Origin of the sequence: Nitratidesulfovibrio vulgaris str. Hildenborough (assembly GCF_000195755.1) — a bacterium.
GTDB lineage: Bacteria > Desulfobacterota > Desulfovibrionia > Desulfovibrionales > Desulfovibrionaceae > Nitratidesulfovibrio > Nitratidesulfovibrio vulgaris.
Genome location: NC_002937.3, coordinates 2,787,908 through 2,806,802, shown reverse-complemented (window position 1 = coordinate 2,806,802; position 18,895 = coordinate 2,787,908). Strand labels below are relative to the sequence as shown.

At 63.9% G+C, this 18,895-nt stretch carries 18 protein-coding genes and 2 other RNA genes; 5 read left to right on the top strand and 15 right to left on the bottom strand.

Annotation, left to right across the window (positions count from 1 at the left end; genetic code table 11):
• Positions 1 to 4: 4 nt before the first annotated feature.
• From DVU_RS12630 to DVU_RS12580, 11 genes are all read right to left on the bottom strand, one after another.
• Positions 5 to 439: a hypothetical protein gene (locus tag DVU_RS12630; RefSeq protein ID WP_010939963.1), complete on the bottom strand. Its 435-nt coding sequence runs from the start codon at positions 437 to 439 to the stop codon at positions 5 to 7.
• Positions 440 to 453: 14 nt separating this feature from the next.
• Positions 454 to 523, bottom strand: an RNA gene (locus tag DVU_RS12625) — hammerhead ribozyme type II.
• Entirely contained in the window at positions 521 to 760 is a 240-nt protein-coding gene (locus DVU_RS12620; protein ID WP_010939962.1) for a hypothetical protein, read from the bottom strand. Before DVU_RS12620 ends, DVU_RS12625 begins: the two co-directional genes overlap by 3 nt.
• Before the next feature lie 8 nt (positions 761 to 768).
• An RNA gene (locus DVU_RS12615) (hammerhead ribozyme type II) lies at positions 769 to 836 on the bottom strand.
• Positions 837 to 845: 9 nt separating this feature from the next.
• On the bottom strand, positions 846 to 1,082 hold the full coding sequence (locus DVU_RS12610; RefSeq protein WP_010939961.1) for a hypothetical protein: 237 nt from the start codon (positions 1,080 to 1,082) through the stop codon (positions 846 to 848).
• A 9-nt stretch (positions 1,083 to 1,091) separates the two neighbouring features.
• Positions 1,092 to 1,574 carry a hypothetical protein gene (locus tag DVU_RS12605; RefSeq protein ID WP_014524554.1) on the bottom strand — a complete coding sequence of 161 codons (483 nt, stop codon included), beginning with the start codon at positions 1,572 to 1,574 and terminating at the stop codon, positions 1,092 to 1,094.
• Between the two features lie 2 nt (positions 1,575 to 1,576).
• The gene (locus DVU_RS12600) at positions 1,577 to 1,906 is read right to left on the bottom strand and encodes a helix-turn-helix domain-containing protein (RefSeq protein ID WP_014524553.1); all 330 of its coding nucleotides are present in this window, start codon (positions 1,904 to 1,906) and stop codon (positions 1,577 to 1,579) included.
• Entirely contained in the window at positions 1,899 to 2,303 is a 405-nt protein-coding gene (locus tag DVU_RS12595) for a hypothetical protein (protein ID WP_223295106.1), read from the bottom strand. Before DVU_RS12595 ends, DVU_RS12600 begins: the two co-directional genes overlap by 8 nt.
• A 185-nt stretch (positions 2,304 to 2,488) precedes the next feature.
• Complete coding sequence (locus DVU_RS12590; protein ID WP_010939958.1) at positions 2,489 to 3,274, bottom strand: AAA family ATPase; 786 nt, start codon at positions 3,272 to 3,274, stop codon at positions 2,489 to 2,491.
• An 8-nt stretch (positions 3,275 to 3,282) separates the two neighbouring features.
• Positions 3,283 to 5,478, bottom strand: a complete 2,196-nt coding sequence (locus DVU_RS12585; RefSeq protein ID WP_014524552.1) for a Mu transposase C-terminal domain-containing protein — start codon at positions 5,476 to 5,478, stop codon at positions 3,283 to 3,285.
• A 234-nt stretch (positions 5,479 to 5,712) separates the two neighbouring features.
• Positions 5,713 to 6,171 carry a hypothetical protein gene (locus DVU_RS12580; protein WP_014524550.1) on the bottom strand — a complete coding sequence of 153 codons (459 nt, stop codon included), beginning with the start codon at positions 6,169 to 6,171 and terminating at the stop codon, positions 5,713 to 5,715.
• A gap of 258 nt (positions 6,172 to 6,429) precedes the next feature.
• On the opposite strand from DVU_RS12580, the gene DVU_RS12575 reads away from it, so the two are divergent.
• Together DVU_RS12575 and DVU_RS12570 are read left to right on the top strand one after the other, a co-directional pair.
• The gene (locus DVU_RS12575) at positions 6,430 to 7,212 is read left to right on the top strand and encodes a LexA family transcriptional regulator (protein WP_010939955.1); all 783 of its coding nucleotides are present in this window, start codon (positions 6,430 to 6,432) and stop codon (positions 7,210 to 7,212) included.
• A gap of 567 nt (positions 7,213 to 7,779) precedes the next feature.
• Positions 7,780 to 8,460, top strand: a complete 681-nt coding sequence (locus tag DVU_RS12570; RefSeq protein WP_011791700.1) for a flagellar brake protein — start codon at positions 7,780 to 7,782, stop codon at positions 8,458 to 8,460.
• A gap of 148 nt (positions 8,461 to 8,608) precedes the next feature.
• On the opposite strand, the gene DVU_RS12565 is transcribed toward DVU_RS12570, so the two are convergent.
• A complete protein-coding gene (locus DVU_RS12565) occupies positions 8,609 to 10,159 on the bottom strand; it encodes an L-lactate permease (protein WP_010939952.1) in 1,551 nt (516 codons plus the stop codon).
• 784 nt (positions 10,160 to 10,943) lie between these two features.
• Here DVU_RS12565 and DVU_RS12560 point away from each other — a divergent pair.
• Entirely contained in the window at positions 10,944 to 11,585 is a 642-nt protein-coding gene (locus DVU_RS12560) for a DedA family protein (RefSeq protein WP_010939951.1), read from the top strand.
• A gap of 432 nt (positions 11,586 to 12,017) precedes the next feature.
• Positions 12,018 to 12,200, top strand: a complete 183-nt coding sequence (locus DVU_RS12555) for a hypothetical protein (protein WP_010939950.1) — start codon at positions 12,018 to 12,020, stop codon at positions 12,198 to 12,200.
• A 121-nt stretch (positions 12,201 to 12,321) separates the two neighbouring features.
• Here the strand turns inward: DVU_RS12555 and DVU_RS12550 are convergent, their stop codons facing one another.
• Entirely contained in the window at positions 12,322 to 12,768 is a 447-nt protein-coding gene (locus DVU_RS12550) for a flavodoxin (RefSeq protein ID WP_010939949.1), read from the bottom strand.
• Positions 12,769 to 13,106: 338 nt separating this feature from the next.
• On the opposite strand from DVU_RS12550, the gene DVU_RS12545 reads away from it, so the two are divergent.
• Positions 13,107 to 16,124, top strand: a complete 3,018-nt coding sequence (locus DVU_RS12545) for an ATP-binding protein (RefSeq protein ID WP_010939948.1) — start codon at positions 13,107 to 13,109, stop codon at positions 16,122 to 16,124.
• Between the two features lie 13 nt (positions 16,125 to 16,137).
• Here DVU_RS12545 and DVU_RS12540 read toward each other — a convergent pair whose 3' ends face one another.
• Positions 16,138 to 17,340 (bottom strand): pseudouridine synthase, encoded by a 1,203-nt coding sequence (locus DVU_RS12540; RefSeq protein ID WP_010939947.1) that lies wholly within the window; start codon positions 17,338 to 17,340, stop codon positions 16,138 to 16,140.
• Positions 17,337 to 18,800 (bottom strand): hybrid sensor histidine kinase/response regulator, encoded by a 1,464-nt coding sequence (locus DVU_RS12535; protein WP_010939946.1) that lies wholly within the window; start codon positions 18,798 to 18,800, stop codon positions 17,337 to 17,339. The genes DVU_RS12540 and DVU_RS12535 overlap by 4 nt, the downstream gene beginning before the upstream one ends.
• Positions 18,801 to 18,895: the final 95 nt, after the last annotated feature.

Sequence of the window (18,895 nt, the reverse complement as noted above, 5' to 3'; positions counted from 1 at the left end):
CACCTCAACGGTGTTTCAGGGTGTCGCAGGGCACGGCCACAAGCCCTCGCCCGTACAGCAGGACATGCACATGCCAGCGACCGTCCGCCGCTTGGAACGGAGGCGTGGCCGTGCGCGTGGCGTCGTACAGGGGAAGCCCGGCGAAGGTGTTGCCATTGGGCACGCGGACCGGCGTCCCCACCGGCAGGTCAGGGGCCGGGGCGGGTTCATGCCCGCACAGGAGTTGGGCCATGTGGCCGCCAAGGGCTTCGGGCGTCATGAAGTGGTACTTCTCGCCGCCATGCCCCCGCAGCCACTTGCCGCCCTGGCGCACCCGGAAAAGGCCCGGCGCACCTCCTGCGGCGGGCCATTGTTCCGCCGGGAAGCATTCCAGACTCACAGGGGGATTGCCGTCTACAGACAGCAAAAGCGAGGCTGTTTTCTTGCGCTGTTCTGCCATGTTCACCTTGCATTGTTCGGCTGCTCGTCAGGCCCGGCGCGCCACCGCCGGACGACCGCCCCGCATGGGGGGGCGGTTTCGCTACGCTTCTACTTCGTGCCCAAGGCACCCCTTTTCATAGGGGTCGAATCGGTCACAGGGCTTGAGAGGAAAAAGCTTCTTCCCTGCCGCCTTCTCCTCGCGAAGGTACTCGCGAACCTCCTCTGCACTCATCGGGACGCCGTCCCGCAGGAACTTCCCCGCCAACCTCTCATCAGGAAAAGCGGATTCATCCAAGAGGTAGTCAATCGCCACAGACAGGTGTGAGCTAATTACCGTCATTTCTCTTCCTTCGGCTGCTCGTCAGGCCGGAGCCGCCACGCTCCGACGACCGCCCCGCATGGGGGCGGTTTCGCAAGTCAGGTCGTCACACGCGCAGGATGCGCTTGACCGTAGCCTCCGGGTAGCCCGTCTCAATGAGCTTCGATGCCGCACCGTGCTTGATGGACCGGGCCACCGATGCCCGTTCCCGCGTGGAGAGCTTGCCGAATGCCGGGTTGCCGGAAAGCTCCGGCATGTCGTCAGGGGTCATACCGGGCGTGCGCAACACCCGTTCCGCGAACAGGGCCACCATGCGCCCGTGCTGCAACAGGTCGCGAGCCATACATTCTCCCTAGGCGGCCTTGTAGCTGACGGAGGCCTTGGCTTCCTGAATCCGCAGGCAGGAGGCCACGTCACGGGCCAGAGGGTGGTCACCGTCGGTGGCGATGGCGACCAGCTTGGCTTCGGGGGTGAAGTTCACCTTCTCCTTCACGAGGTCGGGGAAGCGGTCGCCCAGCAGTTCGCGCAGGGTCCCCACGTTTTCGATGGCCACCGCGTCACGCAAGGTCACGGTGCAGTCCACGCCTTCGGTGATGATGTGCAGGGTCCCCACGCCGTCCATCCAGCGGGGCACTTCCGCCAGAATGGCGGCGTTCACCGTGTCGAGTTCGGCCTTCAGTTCATCCATCATCATCTTGATGTCGCGCCCCTTGCGCACCAGTTCCACAAGGGTTGCGGGGGCCGGAAAGGTCTCGCGTCCCAGCTTCACCGTGCCCGTGGGCATGGGGGTGACGTTGGCCTGTGCCTTCTGAAGCTTCTTCGCTGCTGTCGCCATGTCTAGTTTCCTCCGTCGGTTGATGGTGTGGTTGATGGTCTGTGCGGGCACGCTTGGCACGCCCGCCAATGGCGGATGGCCGCCGGGCTTGATGTGGGCACCGGGCCGCTCATGCTGCGGCACTGCGCCGTGGTGATGTCTGCGGAAAGGTGCGGGCAGGCGATGCGGCCGTAGACAGCCAGAACGCGTGCGGCCATGTGGTCGGTGCGGCCGGGGTAGCGGCCTGCCAGAAGCAGGCTCACCGAAGGACGCGACACGCCAAGTTCACGCGCCACGGCCGCCTTGGTGCGACCTTCGACGGCCTTGTGCAGCAGGGCCAGCCAGTCAGGCATGGGGTGCCTCCTCCACGCTGTCGCGCTTGCGCGGGATGCGGAAGACCTCGCCCGTGTTGGGGTCTGTCAGGGTGCGTTCAGGCTTGTTCCACGCCGGGGCGTCCGGCCCGGTGTAGCGGTCACGGCGCAGGCGGTAGCGTTGCGGATGACGGCCGTTCCCCCGACGGGGAAGCGGCATCAGGTAGCCCGCCGCCACAAGGGCACGCAGGTAGTCCGTAAGGTTGCGCGAGGGGTCGCCTTCGCTGCCGTCGCACAACATGGTCAGCAGGTCGTCGAGGCTGAACCCCTCCAGCATCCGCATGGCCCGCCACGCCTTGGCCCGCAGAGTGCTGCGTCCGCGTGCAGGCGAGTTGCCCTTGCCGGGGCCGCTCTTAAGCGGCTGGCCGGAGGCCAGCATTTGCCATCCCTTGTCAGTGATATTCCAATAGCCATTGTGCCACTGGACATATCCATTGGCGCGCAGCCTTTTGCAGGCGTCACATACGGCAGGAGGCTTGATGCCAAGCGCGTCTGCCAGCTCCTGCTTTGTCCTCGAACAATCAGCAAGCAGCGTCAGAATGGCATTGCCGTACCACGCCATGACTAACGCCCCCCTGCCACCTGTGCCGTGGCGCGGGATGCACGCCCCGTCTGCCTGCCCGTGGCGACCATGCGCGGGGTGTGGGCCTGCCAGTCATAGGACAGGGGCACCCCGGACACATCGGCCATGCCCACTTCGGTCAGTTCGTTCACCTTCGCCACGCGCTCTATGGCGGCGATGATGTTCAGCACCTCGCGCATCCTGCCGCCGGAGAGGCGGTGCACTTCGCCCACCAGTTCGGGCGTCAGCCGCACCTCTGCCAGTTGCGCGCAGGCATGGGTCACGTCGGACAGCGTGGCGGGCTTGAACTCCACCACCTGTGCGATGCGGCTGTTGATTTGCTTGTGGCGGGCGATGTTCTGCTGGATGCGCTCCATGCCTATGAGCACCACGGTCACTTCGGCGCGGTCGGAAAGGTCGCGTATCTTCTCCAGCACGGCGGCGTTCTGGTGCAGGGTGAACTCGGCCTCGTCGATGACCAGCGGGGCCTGTGTCTCCACCACATGCTCAAGCAGGCGGCCGAACAGTTGCTGCGCCGTGCCGCGCGGGTCGATGCGCAGTTCCTTGGCCAGTTCCACGAGGAAGTACTTGGGCGTCCAGTCCACGTTGGCCCGCAGGAACACGGCCCCGGCCTCTATGGCCCAATGGTAGACGATGTGGCTTTTGCCGAAGCCCGGCGCACCGTGGACGAGCATCATGCCCGCCTCGGCCGCGCCCCGCTGTTCCACGGCCTGAATGCCCGCCGTGAAGCGCGTGTAGTTCTCCGTTCTGACGAATTGCTTTAACATGGCGTCTCCTAATCCTTTTCGCTGTCGGTTTCGGCCTTCCAGCCCGGCCATGCGATGCCTTCATGCACGTAGCGTTCGTGGTTGTCGGCGTAGTCGATGGTGTCCACATGGCGGCGCAGCCAAGGTTCGTCCTTGTCCAGCCAGCGGTCCTTGTGGTGCATCAGCCATTCGTAACGCTCATGCGCGTGCGCGAAGCAGGGGCGGCGTTCCGGTTCGGTGGTCTGGGGGCGAAGGGGGGTCACGTCCACGGTGACGGGGGCGGCGGCTGTCTCTTGCGCCGGAAGCTGGTCGCGGGGCGCGAGACTGTCGGCCATGAGCGGGGTTTCACGGGTGCGGCCGGTGGCCACGGTGAGGAATGAACCGGGGGCGATGGCGGCCGCCTTGCGTTCAAGGCGCTTCAACTGCGCCTGCTCGCGCTTTTCACGGGCCGCATCTATCTGGCTCTGCTGGAAGTATGGCGTGCTGTTGGCGTCCAGAACGGCCTCGCAGATGCGGCGGCCATCCATCGTCCACACATAGACACGCGAGGCGTCCCACACGTCGTAACGCACCATCACCGCGTCGCCGTGGTACGGGGCAAGGTCGTGCGAGAAGTACACGCCACCGCCGAAGCGCACTTCGCCGGTGCGCACGATGCGGCGTTCTGCGGGCATGAACTCCTCATGGGAAATGTCCGCCGGTACGCTCACGGGCCGCCAGCCGTTGTCCTCGTGGTACTTCCACGCATCATCCGGCGACATGTGGCGGCGTCGGCCGTTCTCGTCGGTGATGACGGGCAACGACCGGTGCGGAGTGGTGTTGTACTCGACGATGCGCTCAAGCATGGCCGTCTTGAACTGCTCCCACGTGGGCAGCAGCGGCGAACGCCCGCCGCGTTTCAGGTCGGCGCGGGTAATCTTGTAGACCTTCTTGGCCGCGTCGCCGTCCATGTCGCGGTGCGAGCATGTGGGCATGGCCTTCGCCACGGGTTCGCAGATGGTCTTCACCGCGCGTTCCATCAGGCCCTTGCCCTGCGGTCTGCCGGGAATGGAGGCACGCCGCTCTATGCCAAGGCGCGCCAGCATCCCCGTGCCGGGGGCGTTCAGCAGGCGGTTGTCGTAGCCGGGGCCGTTGTCCGAATAGAACATGGCGGGCACGCCGCCATACAGGCAGGCCATGCGCAGGGCGTCGAGCACCCCCTGTGCGTTCTCCGCGTAGTTCAGTGACACGCCCACGCAACGGCGCGTGGCCACGTCCAGAACCAGCGTGATTTCGGGCTTCATCGGCTTGCCGTTGTACGGGTCGCGTATCTCGGCGTCGAAGGTGGTGCCGTCCGCCGTGTAGCAGTCGCCCGGCAGCATGTGCGCCGTAGACCGCCGCTGGTGCGGCTGCATCTTGAGCAGCGCGTTGCCGGTCTTGCGTCCACGCTCAAGGTCGGGCCGCGCCACCTTGGCCACCCACCGCCGCACGGCGTGGATGGAGGGCGGCGGTCCCGCTAGTTCACCCAATTCACCGGTCGCGTAAGCCTTGCACAGGTCACGGTGCGCCCGTGCGATGGACGGCTTCTGCGGCCGCTGGAACAGGGTCATGAAGGCGTCCGCCCACGGTGGCACAGAGAGGTCGGGCGTGGCGTGCTTGGGCACCAGTGCCTCTTCACCCATGGCCAAGTAGCCCGCCCGCCACGCATACAGTCTGCGCCGCGACAGGCCGCGCTTGCCGCCGTCGCCGTAACGGTCGTTGGCTGCCCGCACCAAGTCCATCAGATGCGGGGGCAGCGCGCCGTCGCCAGCGTCCTGCACCAGTTTGTTGATGGCGGCCTCCACGCCGGTGAGCACCGAAAGACGCTCAATCTCGCGGATGAAGGCCAGCCGGGCGAAGGCCACTTCGCGCTGGCGCTGGGTGTAGCCCGAAAGCGACGCCATGCGGGCCACGATGCCCCGGCGAGGGTCTGCCGGGTCGATGGGCGGCAGGGCCGGGCGGGTCTCGGCAGGGGCCGAAGTCGCGGGAAGCGATGCGGGGGCCGATGTGCGCAGAAGGCCGTCTGCGATGGCCTCGCGGGTTGCGCGGGGCATGGACGCCACAAGCCACTCGTTGCCGCCGCCACGCCCCTTGCGGGGGCGAGAGGCCCAGCCTTCTCGCTTGGCGCGAATCTGAACAGCACGGGTTTGTATACCCAGCAGCGGCACCAACTCTTGCGTGGTGTATGCGTCAGGCGTCTTTGCCATCGTCAGTTCCTTTGACCTTATGCGGCGTGGCGGGATGCCATGTCAGAAGGCAAGCTCAAGAACGTGACGGGGCAGCCTCGCTCCACAAGGACGCGGAGAACGCGCCTGTTGTTTCGGCGGCCGCGAATGGTGTCAGAAACCAGCGTGCAACTGATACCCAGTTCTGCCGCGATGGAGCCTTGCTTGATGCCCTTACGGTGTAGCCACTCAAGGATGCGGAATGTCTGGCGCTGCTTACCTGCGCCCGTGCGAAAGTCCATGTTCAAGCTCCAGTTCCAGTTGACGGGCGGCCTTGCGCCGCCGCTTTGATTCCCAGCAGACCTGCCCGTAGTCGCGCAGCCGTCTGTCTTCGGCTGTCATCACGCCGCAACCGTGCAGCCCCAGCAGTTGCGCCAAGGGCTGCACGTTGTTCACGGCAAGGCAGAAGACATGGAGAGCCAGAACGGAAGGCAGGTGCTCGCGGTCAGCCGGGTTCAGCCATTTGTCGAGCGTCGCCAGCGAAAGCTGGTGGGCGTTGCCCGTGGTGAGCTTCACCCCCGCCTGTTTCGCTAGCGTGTTCATGCGGTCAAGGACCTGCTCCCGTGACAGCCCACTTGCCGCAATAGTGCGTTGCATGGCTGTCTTCAGGGTGGCGTTCAGCCCGGCAAGGCGTGCCGCGCTGTCGTCAAAGAGGGAGAGCGTCACCGTGTTCACCGTTACCGTCCGTTCATTTGTGAGGTCACCGTCCAGACTCTCTAACGCTCTGGACGTTGACCGGGTGTGCACGGGCAGATAAGGTTAACTTGTCACGGTTGTTTTTCTACCGCCCGCAAGCCACTTCTACAGTCTTAGGCTTATTGTTTCAACCAAAAATTTCATTTCTAAGTTTAAAATGCGCACTAAATATGTAAGTCTTGCATTTGTATAAATAAAAAGCTTATCGCTTCTAGTTTGTTAATTTCGGAGTTCAACATGGAAAGAGCGAAATCGTTTGAAGCCGTTCTAGAACGACTGATGGTCGCCTCTGGAGCTAAAAACGATTCTGATTTAGCAAGAATACTGGGCATAACGCCGCAGTCGGTTAGCGGTGCGCGCAAGCGTGGGGAAGTTCCCCCGGTGTGGATACAGTCTTTTGCTGAAAAAACAGGAATCAGCAGTGATTGGCTCTTCTTTGGAAGACAGCCTGAAGCTGTAGCAATGGAACCCGTCCGCGTGGGAATGCTTCGGGCGGGCGACCCCATAGCTCGTGTCGTTACAAAGTCTGAGTCTGCGCAGGAAGAAATGACGCCCCCCTTGGCTCATGCCGGAAAGGCGCACGTCATCGAATGTGACGACTGCGAAATCATGATGCTACCTATGGTCGAAGCCCGCTTGAGTGCAGGCAATGGCAGCTTTGAGACTGGGGCTAATATTGAGCGTCGCTATGCCTTCCGCACAGACTTCTTGCTACGCAAGGGGCAGCCTTCGCATATGGTGCTGATGCGCGTGGATGGCGATAGTATGGAACCCAATATAATGAACGGCGACGTGGTTCTCATCGACCAGAGCCAGAGAGACCCGCGCGCGGGCAAAGTTTATGCTGTTGGCGTTGAGGATGTGGTCTATCTGAAGATGGTGAATGCAGCGCCGGGAAAAATCGTGCTTTCAAGCTATAACGCCGTGTATCCACCTCTGGAAATTGACGCTCGAGGCGACCTTTCCAATGGAATACGCATTATTGGACGTGCGGTGTGGGTTGGCAGAGAATTGAACTGAAGCGCAAATGCCACACCTGCGCAGCAAAATGCAGTCCTTTTTCTAGATAGCTTTTTTGCTGCTTGCACGAAGCATCTACATAAAACAAACGGGCGACCCGACAGGGCCGCCCGTTTTCGTTCTAAAGTGGGGTTGGTCTGTGCCAATCCGCGCGCGCTTTTCTTCCATTTTTTCACATCCGCATCATATTTTGCGTAGCGCGATATTTGGCACAAGACTTCATTGTAAACCTTTGTGCGTCAAGGCAAAACACCTGACGCTCTCGAACTCACGCCTTGTGCCAAACTAAACGCCTCCCCAGTGTGCGTACCTAGTGACCACTGCGGCGAGGCTTGGGCCCATGACATGGCACTGCGTGGGCATCGGCACGGAGATATGCGGCCGACTGCCATCGGCAGCGTGTGTACTCCCTTCGTCTGTTGGTCGTGTGTTGCCCGACACGGCAACACTCATGTATGCTGGTCGTGTAGTGTGGCATCTGTGCCGTGCGTAACACGAGCCCCCGTATCGGTACCCGGCGGACTGGCTGCCGTGTGCAGGACGTGGCTGCGGAGGAAGGGAGACCTCATGAATCAAGGCAGACCCGGTGTGCATGTCCGTGTGTTCGATGCCCGTGTCGGTGACCGTGTGGTGGTGGAACCGAAAGGTGTGGGCGACCGCTTCATGTCGGTCTTTGTCGGCTGGGATGCGGGCCGTTATCTCATCGTGAAGATGCCGTCGAACCTCGCGCTCAAGGACCACCTCTACCCGGACAAGCCCGTCGTCCTGCGCTACCTCCATTGCACCGGTGAAGTGCACGGTTGCGAAACCACCATCGAGACATCCGTCGCGGTGCCGCACCGGCTGCTCTTCCTGCGTCATCCCGAATCGGTCGAAGCGGTGAGCCTTCGCAAGGATGCGTGGGTCAACTGCTCCGTTCCGGCATTGCTCCGCCACGAGGCGGGCAACATGGCAGGCTACCTGCTCGATGTGTCGCGTGGTGGATGCAAGGTCGCCTATTTCGAGGAGGAGGGGCTCCCCACTCTTGCTGCGGGAACGGAGGTCCAGTGCTCCTTCAGGTTGCCCGGTGGCGAGCAGCCCGTGGAAGTGGGGGCCGTTGTCCGCAATGTGGCGGGTGAGGGCGGGCGCATCGTGTGCGGGCTCGAGTTCAGGGATGCACCGGAACCCGTCGTCGCCGCCATCGGCGCGTATGTGGACGCCGCCGCGTTTCTCGTGGGCACCAGTTGCGCCGACCGTGTCGTGCGCTGATGCCGGACGGGGACGCGGGCAGGGCATCACTGGTGTGCGTGGCCAGGAACGGTGACAGGACATGGCATGTCTTTCGGGCCGGGGCGTCATGCACCGGCCTTTGATCAGTGGAACCCCGCGTCAGACGCGGGGTTCCTGTTGTCGGTCGCTAATAGGCCCAGAACATGGTCATCACCGAACAGACACCCGTGATGAGCATGGCGATGACGAAGGCCGGGCGAATGGCCTGTGCCGCGTCACGGATGCGGTCGATGCTCGCCGCTGCGTTCTGCAGTTTGGCGGGTGATATCACGCTGGCGAGTCCGCCACCGATGCCGCTGGCCGCTGCGACCAGCAGACCCGAGGCCCCGATGGACTCCGAAGTGGAGAGGTGCAGTTTGGTGAGCATGGCGATGGACGACGATTCGGAACCGCTGATGAAGCCGCCCAGAAGCCCGAGGTAGGGGGCCACCAGCGGATAGAACTTGCCGAATGTCGCCGCCGAGGCATCTGCCATGAGGTAGACCATGTTGTGCAGCTTGTCGGCCAGCACCCAGTCAGGCGTCTTGCCCGAATGGTTCATGACGTAGGCGATGGCGAAGAACACCGAGGCGGACATCATGGGTCGCAGGGCGCGTTTGCCAGCCTTGCCGAGGGCCGAGGTCACCTGCGCCTTCGTGGCCTTGAGGAAGGGCAGCGCGGCGAAGGTGCACACGATGACCCAGAAGTACGCCTGCCAGAAGAGGCGAATCCTCTCGGGCGAGCGCGGGATGATCTCCACGGGCATGGAGAGCTGTTTGAAGGTGAAGTCGAAGAACGGCAGGAAGGGCGCATTGAGCACGAGCGAGACCACGGTCAGCAGAATCCACGGTGAACAGGCCGCCGCCAGTGACAGGTGGCGTTCCGCCGCGAGGTCGTTCTCGGCAAGCAGGTTCCTGTCGCGGAGGGGCTTGCCCGTGAGGCGGATGTACAGCATCAGCACGGCGATGACCGCAAGGCCCGCTGCGATGCCCGTGATGGTGACCAGCCCGAGGCGGGCCATGAATATGGCCGTGAAGCCCGCCGTGAGGCCTGCCACAAGTGCGGGGACAAGGCCCTTGCGCACCATCTTCATGCCCCCGGTGAGCTGGAGCATGCCCAGTGCGATGCAGGTCGAGATGACGGGCATGTACCGCGCGAAGTAGCCGCCGACCTCGTTGACCGGCTGGCCTACGAAGTTGGCGTACACCACGGCGGGAATGCCGAGCAGGGCATAGGTGCACAGGGCGTCGTACCCGATGGCGGGCAGCAGGATGGCCGTCATGGTGGAATAGCCCAGCGCCAGCATGATGGGCGGCAGGATCGACACCGTCACCGCTCCCAGTGACGTCAGCAGGATGCCGAAGCCCACGTTGATGAGCATGATCTGAACGGCCTGCTGGCCGGGGGCGATGCTCTTCATGAGCGCCACGACGCGCGCCACCGCGCCCGTCTCCTGCATCACGGAAATCTGCAGGATGCTCGCACCCATGACCAGCGTGATGGGCAGCGAGGCCACAAGCCCGGCCGCGCTTGCCAGCAGGACGACCTGCACGGGTGTGTCGAACCAGAAGATGGCCACGAGGGCGGCGACACCCCAGCCGATGTAGCCCGCCGTATCCGCTGCGACGCGATACACGAGCAACAGCAGGAAGATGGCGACCACGGGAAGAAAGGCCAGTAGGACTGAAGCTGTGTACATGCGTTGTGCTCCTCCGGTGCGGTGGTGGCTGCCGGGTGATTGCCTGACGTCGTGGGGCGTGCCCCCCGGAACATGCGAAAGGGCCGGGACACTTGCGGTGTCCCGGCCCTGAATGCCTGCGACGGGGTAAGTCCGCTCGTGTCCCTAGGTGATGGAACGATACCAATAGCCGAAGGTAAACGAACGGAAAACGAAAAAGGCCCCGCAGGGGGCCTTGCACGACAGGGAGATGCCGACGGAAGAGGACGCTGACGAAACACACGCCACGTCGACCGGACGAGCGGTGCGGCAGGTTGCGGTGTCGTGTTGCGTTCTCATGGTCTGGCCTCTTGTGGCGACGTGGCAGGGCATCCACCCGGAAGCCCCTCTATTCGTTACAGGTGGTACTGTAGGGGGCAACGGATGAAATGGCAAGCACCAAATGATGTAGCGCTCTGATAATCTGGTGTGCCAGACAGAGGGCGATGTTGCGGGAGCATATCCGGCGGTTGCATAGTGTGACTTTTTTCAGAGTCCCGACAGTCCAGCAGGGTGAACGTTCGCGGGCGGTCCGGCAGGAAGTCCGGCGACGGGGCGGCGACAGGCATCCGGATGTCTGGACTGGCGGTCTGGCGAGGCCGGTGCGGCAGCGGAAGCACAGGTGCACCCGTGCCTCATGCCATGGCGTTGCAACGGGCAGGTCACGACGTCGTGCCGCGGGGGATGCGCGGCGACGTCCGATACGCTTGTGCGGCCAAAGGGCTTGGGATAGAGAGGGGCGCGGACACCCGCAGGAGGAAACCCGATGGAAATGCTGACGCATCTGATAGACCTGCTGCTTCACGTCGACAAGTACCTGTTTCAACTGGTCGGAGAGTATGGGACGCTGACCTATGCCATCCTGTTCTGCATCGTCTTCTGCGAGACGGGGCTGGTGGTCACTCCGTTCCTTCCCGGTGATTCGCTGCTTTTCGCGGCGGGGACCATCGCCGGGGCAGGGCATCTCGATTACCCCACGCTCATGGGCGTGCTGCTGGCTGCCGCCGTCGGCGGCGATGCCGTGAACTATGAGATAGGCCGTCATGTGGGGCCCGCCATCTTCGAGCGGGAGACACGTTTTCTCAACAAACAGCACCTGCAACGGGCACATGACTTCTATGAACGACATGGGGGCAAGGCCATCGTGCTGGCGCGATTCATCCCCATCGTGCGCACCTTCGCGCCCTTTGTCGCCGGTGTCGCCACCATGTGCCCTACGCGATTCTTCATGTTCAACATCAGCGGCGGCATCCTGTGGGTGACCTCGCTGGTCTCCGCCGGCTATTTCCTCGGCAACACGCCTTTCGTGCAGCGCAACTTCAGTGTGCTCATCTATGCCATCATCGTGGTTTCGGTGTTGCCCATCGCCGTCGACCTCGTCCGGTCGCGGATGCGGCGGCGGGGCTGATTGCGGCGGCATAGCGCGAACGATACGTTCAGTAGGAAGCCCCCTGTACCACTACGGTACAGGGGGCTTTCCGTCTGGAGGCGAGTGCGGTCAGGGAGGCGGACCCTTCTGGTGAAGGAACCGCAAGAAACGACCAGAACGGCGCTTGTGTCTCTTCGGCGATGCTGGCCGAGGTATGCCGCCCGCGGCTCAGCTGTACAGCAAGGGGCCTAGACCGCGAGATGTCCGCGGCTTGTCCGGAACGATCCGTTCTCCCCCGACCCTTTTGAGGACACGCTGCACCGGGGACGTTCCCGTCGCGAGCGTAGCGAGTGCGTCAGCCCCGCATCCTCCCGGCATCAGCTAGCATCAGCCTAGTATCAGGCGAGTACCAGGCGGGTATCAGACGGGCATCATCCCAGCATCAGCGATGTCACGAGGATTTCAAGGGCGATGACAGCGGCGAAGAAGGGCAGGCAATCACGCATGGTCGTCCGTCCTCTGGTGCGCTTCCTCTCTTGCGGCGTGCACCTTTTCCTCTACCGCATGTCCGGCAGGCGCATCTGGGCGACGCCCCCCCGAAAGGAGGGCGGAGCGTATGCCCCGGCCGAAGGCCCTGCGTGCTTCGTGCAGTGAGGATATGGAACTGGCGGTGGTCATGGTGATACTCCTTTGCAGACTGTATGCAGCGAGGGCCGTCATGCGTCACGACCCGGTTGTAAGATATGGCCGGGGAGGTGAGGTCGCCCGCGTGTGACTAGATGGCGCCCCTCACGTCATGCGCCCAGCCGACGATGTCGTCCCGGGCGGCGCGGGGGTCGCCATCGATGCGAAGACCGTCCTGAACGATTTCGGCACCGAGGTTCTTGAGCTTCTCTTCGATGGCGTCGACAGCCCCGCAGAAGTACTCGTAGGAACTGTCGCCGCAGCCGAAGCAGGCCACCTTGCGGCCCTGCGCCCCCGTCTCTTCGAGGGAGTCGAAAAGGGGAATGAAGTCGTCCTGCAGTTCGATGGAGTCGTCACCCCACGTCGAGCATCCGAGAAGGACGAGGTCGAAGCCTTCGAAGAGACCGCCAGCCTCGACAGAGGCCGCGTCCCGGCTATCGACTTCGTACCCTGCATCGGCAAGTTCACGTGCGATGGTTTCGGCGGTGTATTCCGTGTTGCCTGTGGTGGAACCGTAGACGATGAGGGCTTTGGGCATGGTCTGCACTCCTGGGTGTTTTCATGCCGCCGTCCCGTCAGCGGGGCGACGGCGGTGTACACCGGCAGAGGGTGGGGCATGGGGTGGTTCGGTCGTTCTTCTGCATCGTCATCCTGTCCTTGCTGTGCCCGGTGTGGAAAGGGCGTGACTCGTGTATATTGAAATTGATTTTTGTTTTCAAGATAAAAATGCACATCACGCGGGGGCGCAATATCATTGCGGGATGCTTTGAGGTAGGTATGGTCACAGATGGCCGAGATGGCGGCTTCGCCTCATCGATGAGTGCGCCGTACCTGAGGGCAGCACTTCGTACGCGCAGACTCCGGCAGGGAGGTGGCATGGCGCGACGTAAGGACAAGCAACACCGTGCCCGGATGGTACAGGCCGAGAGCACCATCCGGACCCTTCGTCGCGAGAGGGTGTTGCACGATTCGCAGGTGGAACAACTGCGGCGTACCGGGGCACTCTATCGAAGCGTCTTCGAGCGCATACCCGTCATGGTCTTCGTGTGGCGCGTCGCACGTGATGTGGGGGCATCACGCCTTATCGACATGAATCCCCTTGCAAAGGCCTATCTCGAGAATGTGCCCCGCAATGGCGATGACGGTTCGCCCGACTTGCCCGAATCCCCCGATTTGCTCGGTTCGCTGCTGCCATGGCTTGTGGAATCCCCCTTCGGGGAGGCCCTGCGCCGGGTCCATGCGGAAGGGGGAACCCTCGAGATTCCGGCCCTGCGACATGGCGCAGCCGGTGGGGGACGATTCTGGCGGTGCATCTTCTGCAGACTGCCCCTTGGCGATGTCATCGCCATATCCGAGGACATCACGGCCGCGCAGGAGACCGGGGCGGCACTCGTAACCAGCGAGCGCGGATACCGCACGCTGGTGGAGAACATTCCGGACATCGTGGTGCGCTTCGATGCGCGTGGACGGCTGCTCTTTGCGAACCCGGCGTTGCGTCGTTTCGTGCGCAGCAAGCGACTGCCCTCTGGTCACGTGACGGGGCAGCCACTTGGGCAGCAGCCTGCGATGCTGCGTGAACTGCGGGAGAGAGTCCAGCTGGCGATGTCCTCCGGTGAGGTGCAGCGGGCGGAGTTGGAAGAGCGCACGCGGCAGGGGCGCCGGTTCTTCGAGTGGCGTATCGTTCCCGAGCCCGCCCCTGATGGAGGGGACGCCACGGTATTGTGCATAGGCCGCGACGTGTCGGCCATGCGCAGGGCAACCGAGGACTACCGTGCCCTGTTCAACGGCATGCTGAGTGCGTTCGCACTGCATGAGATCATCTGCGACGGGGCCGGAGTACCCGTCGACTATCGTTTTCTGGCCGTCAATCCGGCCTTCGAACGTATGACCGGGTTGCTGGCGTCCGAGATGGTGGGGCGCACGGCGCGGGATGTACTGCCGGGATTGGAGAGCGAGTGGTTGCAGCGCTACGGTCAGGTGGCCCTCACGGGGGTTCCTGTGACGTTCGAGGCGTTCAACCGTGATCTTGGCAAGTATTTCAAGGTGTCGGCCTATCGGCCTGCCGAACGCCAGTTCGCCTGCATGTTCCATGACGTGACCGACCGGGTGCGCGGGCGCGAGGAGCGACGCAGCAATGCCCGGCGTATGGCGGCGTTGCAGCGCATCTTCCGCATGAAGGAGCCGGAGGAGGTGGTCGCGCGGTATGCGTTGACGCAAAGTATGCAGCTGACGGGGGCACGGGTGGGCCGCGTGGTGCTCCATGACCCCGAAACGCGGGTCATCAGGCATATCGTGGACCATGGGGACCCGCTCTTCGGGACGGAAGGCTGGCAATGGGCCTCCGTGGCGCATGGCGGTGCCGGGGGGGATGATACCGATGGGGGCGCGGCAGGTGGCAGGGGCCCGGATGAGCCCGAGGGCATCGCAGGGCCGCGACGCGTGCCGCCCCAGCCCGATGCCGGACATGTCGCGGAACCCGACCGGGCCCGTCTGGACGACTTGATGACCCGGGCGGCGGCAGGCATGGGGCCGTTGGCCAGTGAACTCACCCATGGCAGGCACGGGCCGCACGCCCGGCATCTTGCCGTCCCGGTCAGGCTCGACGGCAGACTTGGGGCTGTGGCCGTATTGCTCGACAAGCCTACTCCCTTCACCCGTGCCGACATCAAACAACTCGACCTGCTCATGCGCGGGATGCTCGAACACCTCGAACGTCGTCGCTCGTTGCACAGGCTGTCACTCGCCAAGGAGCATGCGGAATCGGCCAACAGGGCCAAGAGCGAGTTCCTTGCCAACATGAGTCACGAACTGCGGACACCGTTGAACGGCATGCTGGGGATGCTCCAGTTGCTGGAGGCGGGCGACCTCGACCGTGACCAGAACGAACTTGTGCACATCGCCCTCGATTCGGGGCGCACGCTTCTGCGGGTTCTCAGCGACATCCTCGACCTGTCGCGCATCGAAGCCGGACGCATGGAATTGCGGCACGACCGCTTTTCACCTGAAGAGGCAGTGCGGCAGGTGTACGACATGTTCGCGCAGGACGCGCGCATCAGGGGGCTTCGCCTGCGGTGGCGTTGTGACGAACTGCCCTGCGAGGTGTGGGGAGACGGTACCAGGCTGCGGCAGATACTCTTCAATCTGCTCGGCAATGCCATGAAGTTCACGCACGAGGGGACTGTGGGGGTCGAGGTGTGCGCCGTGAGGCGTACGGAAGAGAGCGTGCGGCTGTTGTTCTCCGTATCCGATACCGGCATAGGGATTCCCCACGACCGGCTCATGTCCATCTTCGAGCCTTTCACGCAACTCGACGGTTCGACGACGCGCAGATATTCGGGGACGGGGCTCGGGCTTGGCATCGTACGCCGCCTCGTGCATCTCATGGGCGGGGGGCTCAACGTCGAGAGCGCTCTGGGAGAGGGCACGGCGGTGCATGTCTGCCTGCCGTTCAGGCTTCCCTCCGGTGGCGGGGTGACCTGCGACGTCATGGACAGCACCCCTGCGCTGCGTCGCCCTCTCAAGGTGCTTGTCGCCGAGGACGAGGCGGTCAACAGAATGACCCTCAGCCGTTGCCTGCATCATCTGGGACATGAGGCCGTCTGCGTCACCAACGGGCTGGAAGCCGTCGAAGCCCTGCGGGAGGGCCGTTTCGACTGCGTACTCATGGACATCCAGATGCCCGAACTGGACGGACTGGAGGCCCTCGCGCGCATTCGCGCCGAAGCCGGCGAACAGGCGCGTGCGTTGCCGCCGGTGGTGGCGCTCACGGCCCACGCCATGGAGGGCGACCGCGAGCGCTTTCTCGCGGCAGGCATGAGCGCCTACATCCCCAAACCCATCGAACTGGGCGAACTGGAGCGGGTGCTGTTGCGTCTGGCGGCAGCCATGCCCTGATGCGGCAGCGGGGTCAGGGCCTCTCGTCGTCGAGGAGGATGCGCCGGGCGGCAGCCGCTGCGGCGTCGGGCAGGCATTCCAGCCATGAAGGAAGGCATGCCGCCGAGAATCCCGGCAGGGTGATGCGGCTGTGATGCAGGAACAGGGGCATCCGCCCCGGAGGGGGCGATGCCGGGGCCGCATACACGTCGTCGCCCAGCAGGGGGTGGCCGATGTGAGCCATGTGGGCACGAATCTGGTGGCGTGCGCCCTTGCGGATGCGGCAGCACACCAGCGTGACGGTCTCATCGCATGCCGGTGCACCTGCTGTGTCGTCGGTGATGAGGTTCGCGAGGTCGCCCAGCCTGAAGTGGGCAAGCGGCACGACCTCGGTGTGGCGCAGCCTGTCGTCCGTGTCGCAGGGCCGGACCCGCGTCACGGTGCGGCGTGCCGTGTCCAGCGCGGCGCGGACGACCGTGCCCCTCTCAAGCCGCCCTGTGCAGACGGCAAGGTAGGTCTTGCGTGTTCCGCCCTCATCCTCCGCTTTCCGCCATTGACGTTCACCCGCAGTGTCGCCCGCCAGCATGAGGATGCCGGACGTGGGGCCGTCTAGCCTGTTGAGAAGCTTCAGGGCTGGCAGCAGGTTCTCGGCATTCGGCGCACGCCCTCCCGCGAGTGCGGCAGAGTGCAGCCCCCCCGGCTTGTACACGGCCACCAGACGGGGAACCCCGCCCGTGGGGGGAGGAGAGTCTGTCGCACCGTCAAGGGGGAGGATGAGGCGGAGTCCCGCAGCGTGGGCCTCTCCTCCGGGGCGAAGGGGGGCGAGCGGGTCTTCGCCTTTCGGGTGACCTGTCGGGTCGGCAACGGGGCCGGGTGCGGGTAGGAGGGCTTCTGCGTCACACGCAGTCCCCTCCGGCGATGTCGTGCCCGCCGAGGTGCGGGCTGCCATGGCTGCTTCGGCCGTATCTGTCCCGGTCGTACTCGGCCCGGTCGTACTCGGCCCGGCCTTGCCTTGCCCGGTCGTGCCGTCTGCGGCGTCGACCAGCACGACCTCGTCACCGGTGGCCACATGATGTCCGGGGCGGCGGGGGTGCCCATTCACCAGAACAAGCCCTTCGTCGCACAGCCTGCGTCTGCCGCGCAGTCCCATGCCGGGGCACAGAGGCGCGAGAACGGCATCGAGGCGTCGACCCGCGTCGTCCGGTGCGATGGTGATGCGACGGGCGTCGTGCGTCATGCGGGAGATGGCGTCAGCGGAAGCGAGACATGGAAGGTGGCACCGGAGGCGGGGGCGTCGTCCACCCATACCGAACCGCCATGGGCGGTGACGATGCGGTTGACGATGGTAAGCCCGAGGCCCGTGCTCGATTCGCCGCCGGTGGGCCGTGCGGAAAGCTTGCGGAACGACTCGAAGAGCAACTCGCGTTCCTCGGCCTTGATGCCCGGCCCTTCGTCGGACACGCTGAAGACTGCCTTGTCTCCCTCCCTGTGCAGTGCGACCCGGACGGCACTGTCGGCGGGAGTGAACTTGATGGCGTTGGACAGCAGGTTGTCGAACACCTGTGCCATGCGCCGGTTGTCGTAGGCGCAGCCTTCGATGTCGTCGATGTTCTGGATGATCTGGATGTTCTTGGCCCCGGCTGCCAGCACCGCGAACGAGATGCGCTCGCGCACCAGTTCCTGCAAGGGGCCGGGTACGATGTCGAGTTCGAGGGTGCCGCTTTCGATGACAGTGACGTCGAGCAGGTCGTTGACGAGGAGGAGCATGTCATTGCTCGCCTCGTGCACCGTGGAGAGGATGCCGCGCTGGTCGGTGTTGAGCGGGCCGAGGATGCCGTCGAGCAGCATCCGCGTGAAGCCCCTGATGCCGTTGATGGGGTTGCGCAGGTCATGGGCCGCCATGCCGAGGAACCGGTTCTTGAGGTCGTTGAGCTCGATGAGGCTGCGCGAGCGTTCGACCATCTCCACGTTCATCACGGTACGGCAGTAGAGTTCTTCACGGTGGAAGGGCTTGGTGAGAAAGTCGTTGGCCCCGTTCTTGATGAAGCTCACGGTCAGGGGCATCTCGGACTGCACCGAGACCCCGATGACGGCTACGGTCTCGCGTCCCCAACGGTTGCGGATGCGGCGCGTGAGCTCAAGACCGTCCATGCCGGGCATGAGATAGTCGGTGATGACCACGGCGATGTCAGGGTTGCGTTCGAGCAGTCGCAAGGCCGTGGCCCCGCTCGATGCCTCGAAGACCTGAAACATGTAGCGTCGCAGTTCGTCCTTCAGGAACGTGCGCATCGAGGTCGAGTCGTCCACCACCAGAATCCGGGTGTTCCGGTTGCGCCACAGGCGCGAGACGGCTGCCGTAAGGTCGCCGATGGCGCATTCGTTCTTGATGAAATAGTCGATGACGTCTTGCGCGAGGATGGAGTGCCGTGTCGCTTCGTCGAATTGCGAGGTGAAGACCACCACCGGGATGTCATAGGCGCGTACGGCGGCCACGATTTCGCCGTCGGATGCGTCGGGAAGCACAAGGTCGAGAACGGCGAGAAAGAAGTCGGGCCCGTGATGATCGAGCACACTACGCGCTTCGGCGAGTGAGCCCGCAGTCAGCACGGTGAACCCCAGTTCGGTTTCGAGGGCGCGACGCAACTCGCGCAGCGTAGAGGGGCTGTCTTCGACGATGAGTATGCGTGGTGACGACATGAGGCGACCCTTGCATGGTGGCGTTGGAACGGCGCAAGGTTGCTTCAAAAAGGCCGGGTTTGCAAGACCTGTCTTCGCCGGAGGCCGTAGCCCCC

Bases quoted from the DNA above. Each gene is read 5' to 3' on its own strand.
- DVU_RS12575 (WP_010939955.1), top strand. From the start codon at position 6,430: ATGGAAAGAGCGAAATCGTTTGAAGCCGTTCTAGAACGACTGATGGTC.
- DVU_RS12560 (WP_010939951.1), top strand. From the start codon at position 10,944: ATGGAAATGCTGACGCATCTGATAGACCTGCTGCTTCACGTCGACAAG.
- DVU_RS12590 (WP_010939958.1), bottom strand. From the start codon at position 3,274: ATGTTAAAGCAATTCGTCAGAACGGAGAACTACACGCGCTTCACGGCG.
- DVU_RS12620 (WP_010939962.1), bottom strand. From the start codon at position 760: ATGACGGTAATTAGCTCACACCTGTCTGTGGCGATTGACTACCTCTTG.
- DVU_RS12545 (WP_010939948.1), top strand. From the start codon at position 13,107: ATGGCGCGACGTAAGGACAAGCAACACCGTGCCCGGATGGTACAGGCC.
- DVU_RS12605 (WP_014524554.1), bottom strand. From the start codon at position 1,574: ATGGCGACAGCAGCGAAGAAGCTTCAGAAGGCACAGGCCAACGTCACC.
- DVU_RS12570 (WP_011791700.1), top strand. From the start codon at position 7,780: ATGAATCAAGGCAGACCCGGTGTGCATGTCCGTGTGTTCGATGCCCGT.
- DVU_RS12630 (WP_010939963.1), bottom strand. From the start codon at position 439: ATGGCAGAACAGCGCAAGAAAACAGCCTCGCTTTTGCTGTCTGTAGAC.
- DVU_RS12565 (WP_010939952.1), bottom strand. From the start codon at position 10,159: ATGTACACAGCTTCAGTCCTACTGGCCTTTCTTCCCGTGGTCGCCATC.
- DVU_RS12585 (WP_014524552.1), bottom strand. From the start codon at position 5,478: ATGGCAAAGACGCCTGACGCATACACCACGCAAGAGTTGGTGCCGCTG.
- DVU_RS12600 (WP_014524553.1), bottom strand. From the start codon at position 1,906: ATGCCTGACTGGCTGGCCCTGCTGCACAAGGCCGTCGAAGGTCGCACC.
- DVU_RS12550 (WP_010939949.1), bottom strand. From the start codon at position 12,768: ATGCCCAAAGCCCTCATCGTCTACGGTTCCACCACAGGCAACACGGAA.
- DVU_RS12595 (WP_223295106.1), bottom strand. From the start codon at position 2,303: ATGCTGGCCTCCGGCCAGCCGCTTAAGAGCGGCCCCGGCAAGGGCAAC.
- DVU_RS12535 (WP_010939946.1), bottom strand. From the start codon at position 18,800: ATGTCGTCACCACGCATACTCATCGTCGAAGACAGCCCCTCTACGCTG.
- DVU_RS12540 (WP_010939947.1), bottom strand. From the start codon at position 17,340: ATGACGCACGACGCCCGTCGCATCACCATCGCACCGGACGACGCGGGT.
- DVU_RS12555 (WP_010939950.1), top strand. From the start codon at position 12,018: ATGACAGCGGCGAAGAAGGGCAGGCAATCACGCATGGTCGTCCGTCCT.
- DVU_RS12610 (WP_010939961.1), bottom strand. From the start codon at position 1,082: ATGGCTCGCGACCTGTTGCAGCACGGGCGCATGGTGGCCCTGTTCGCG.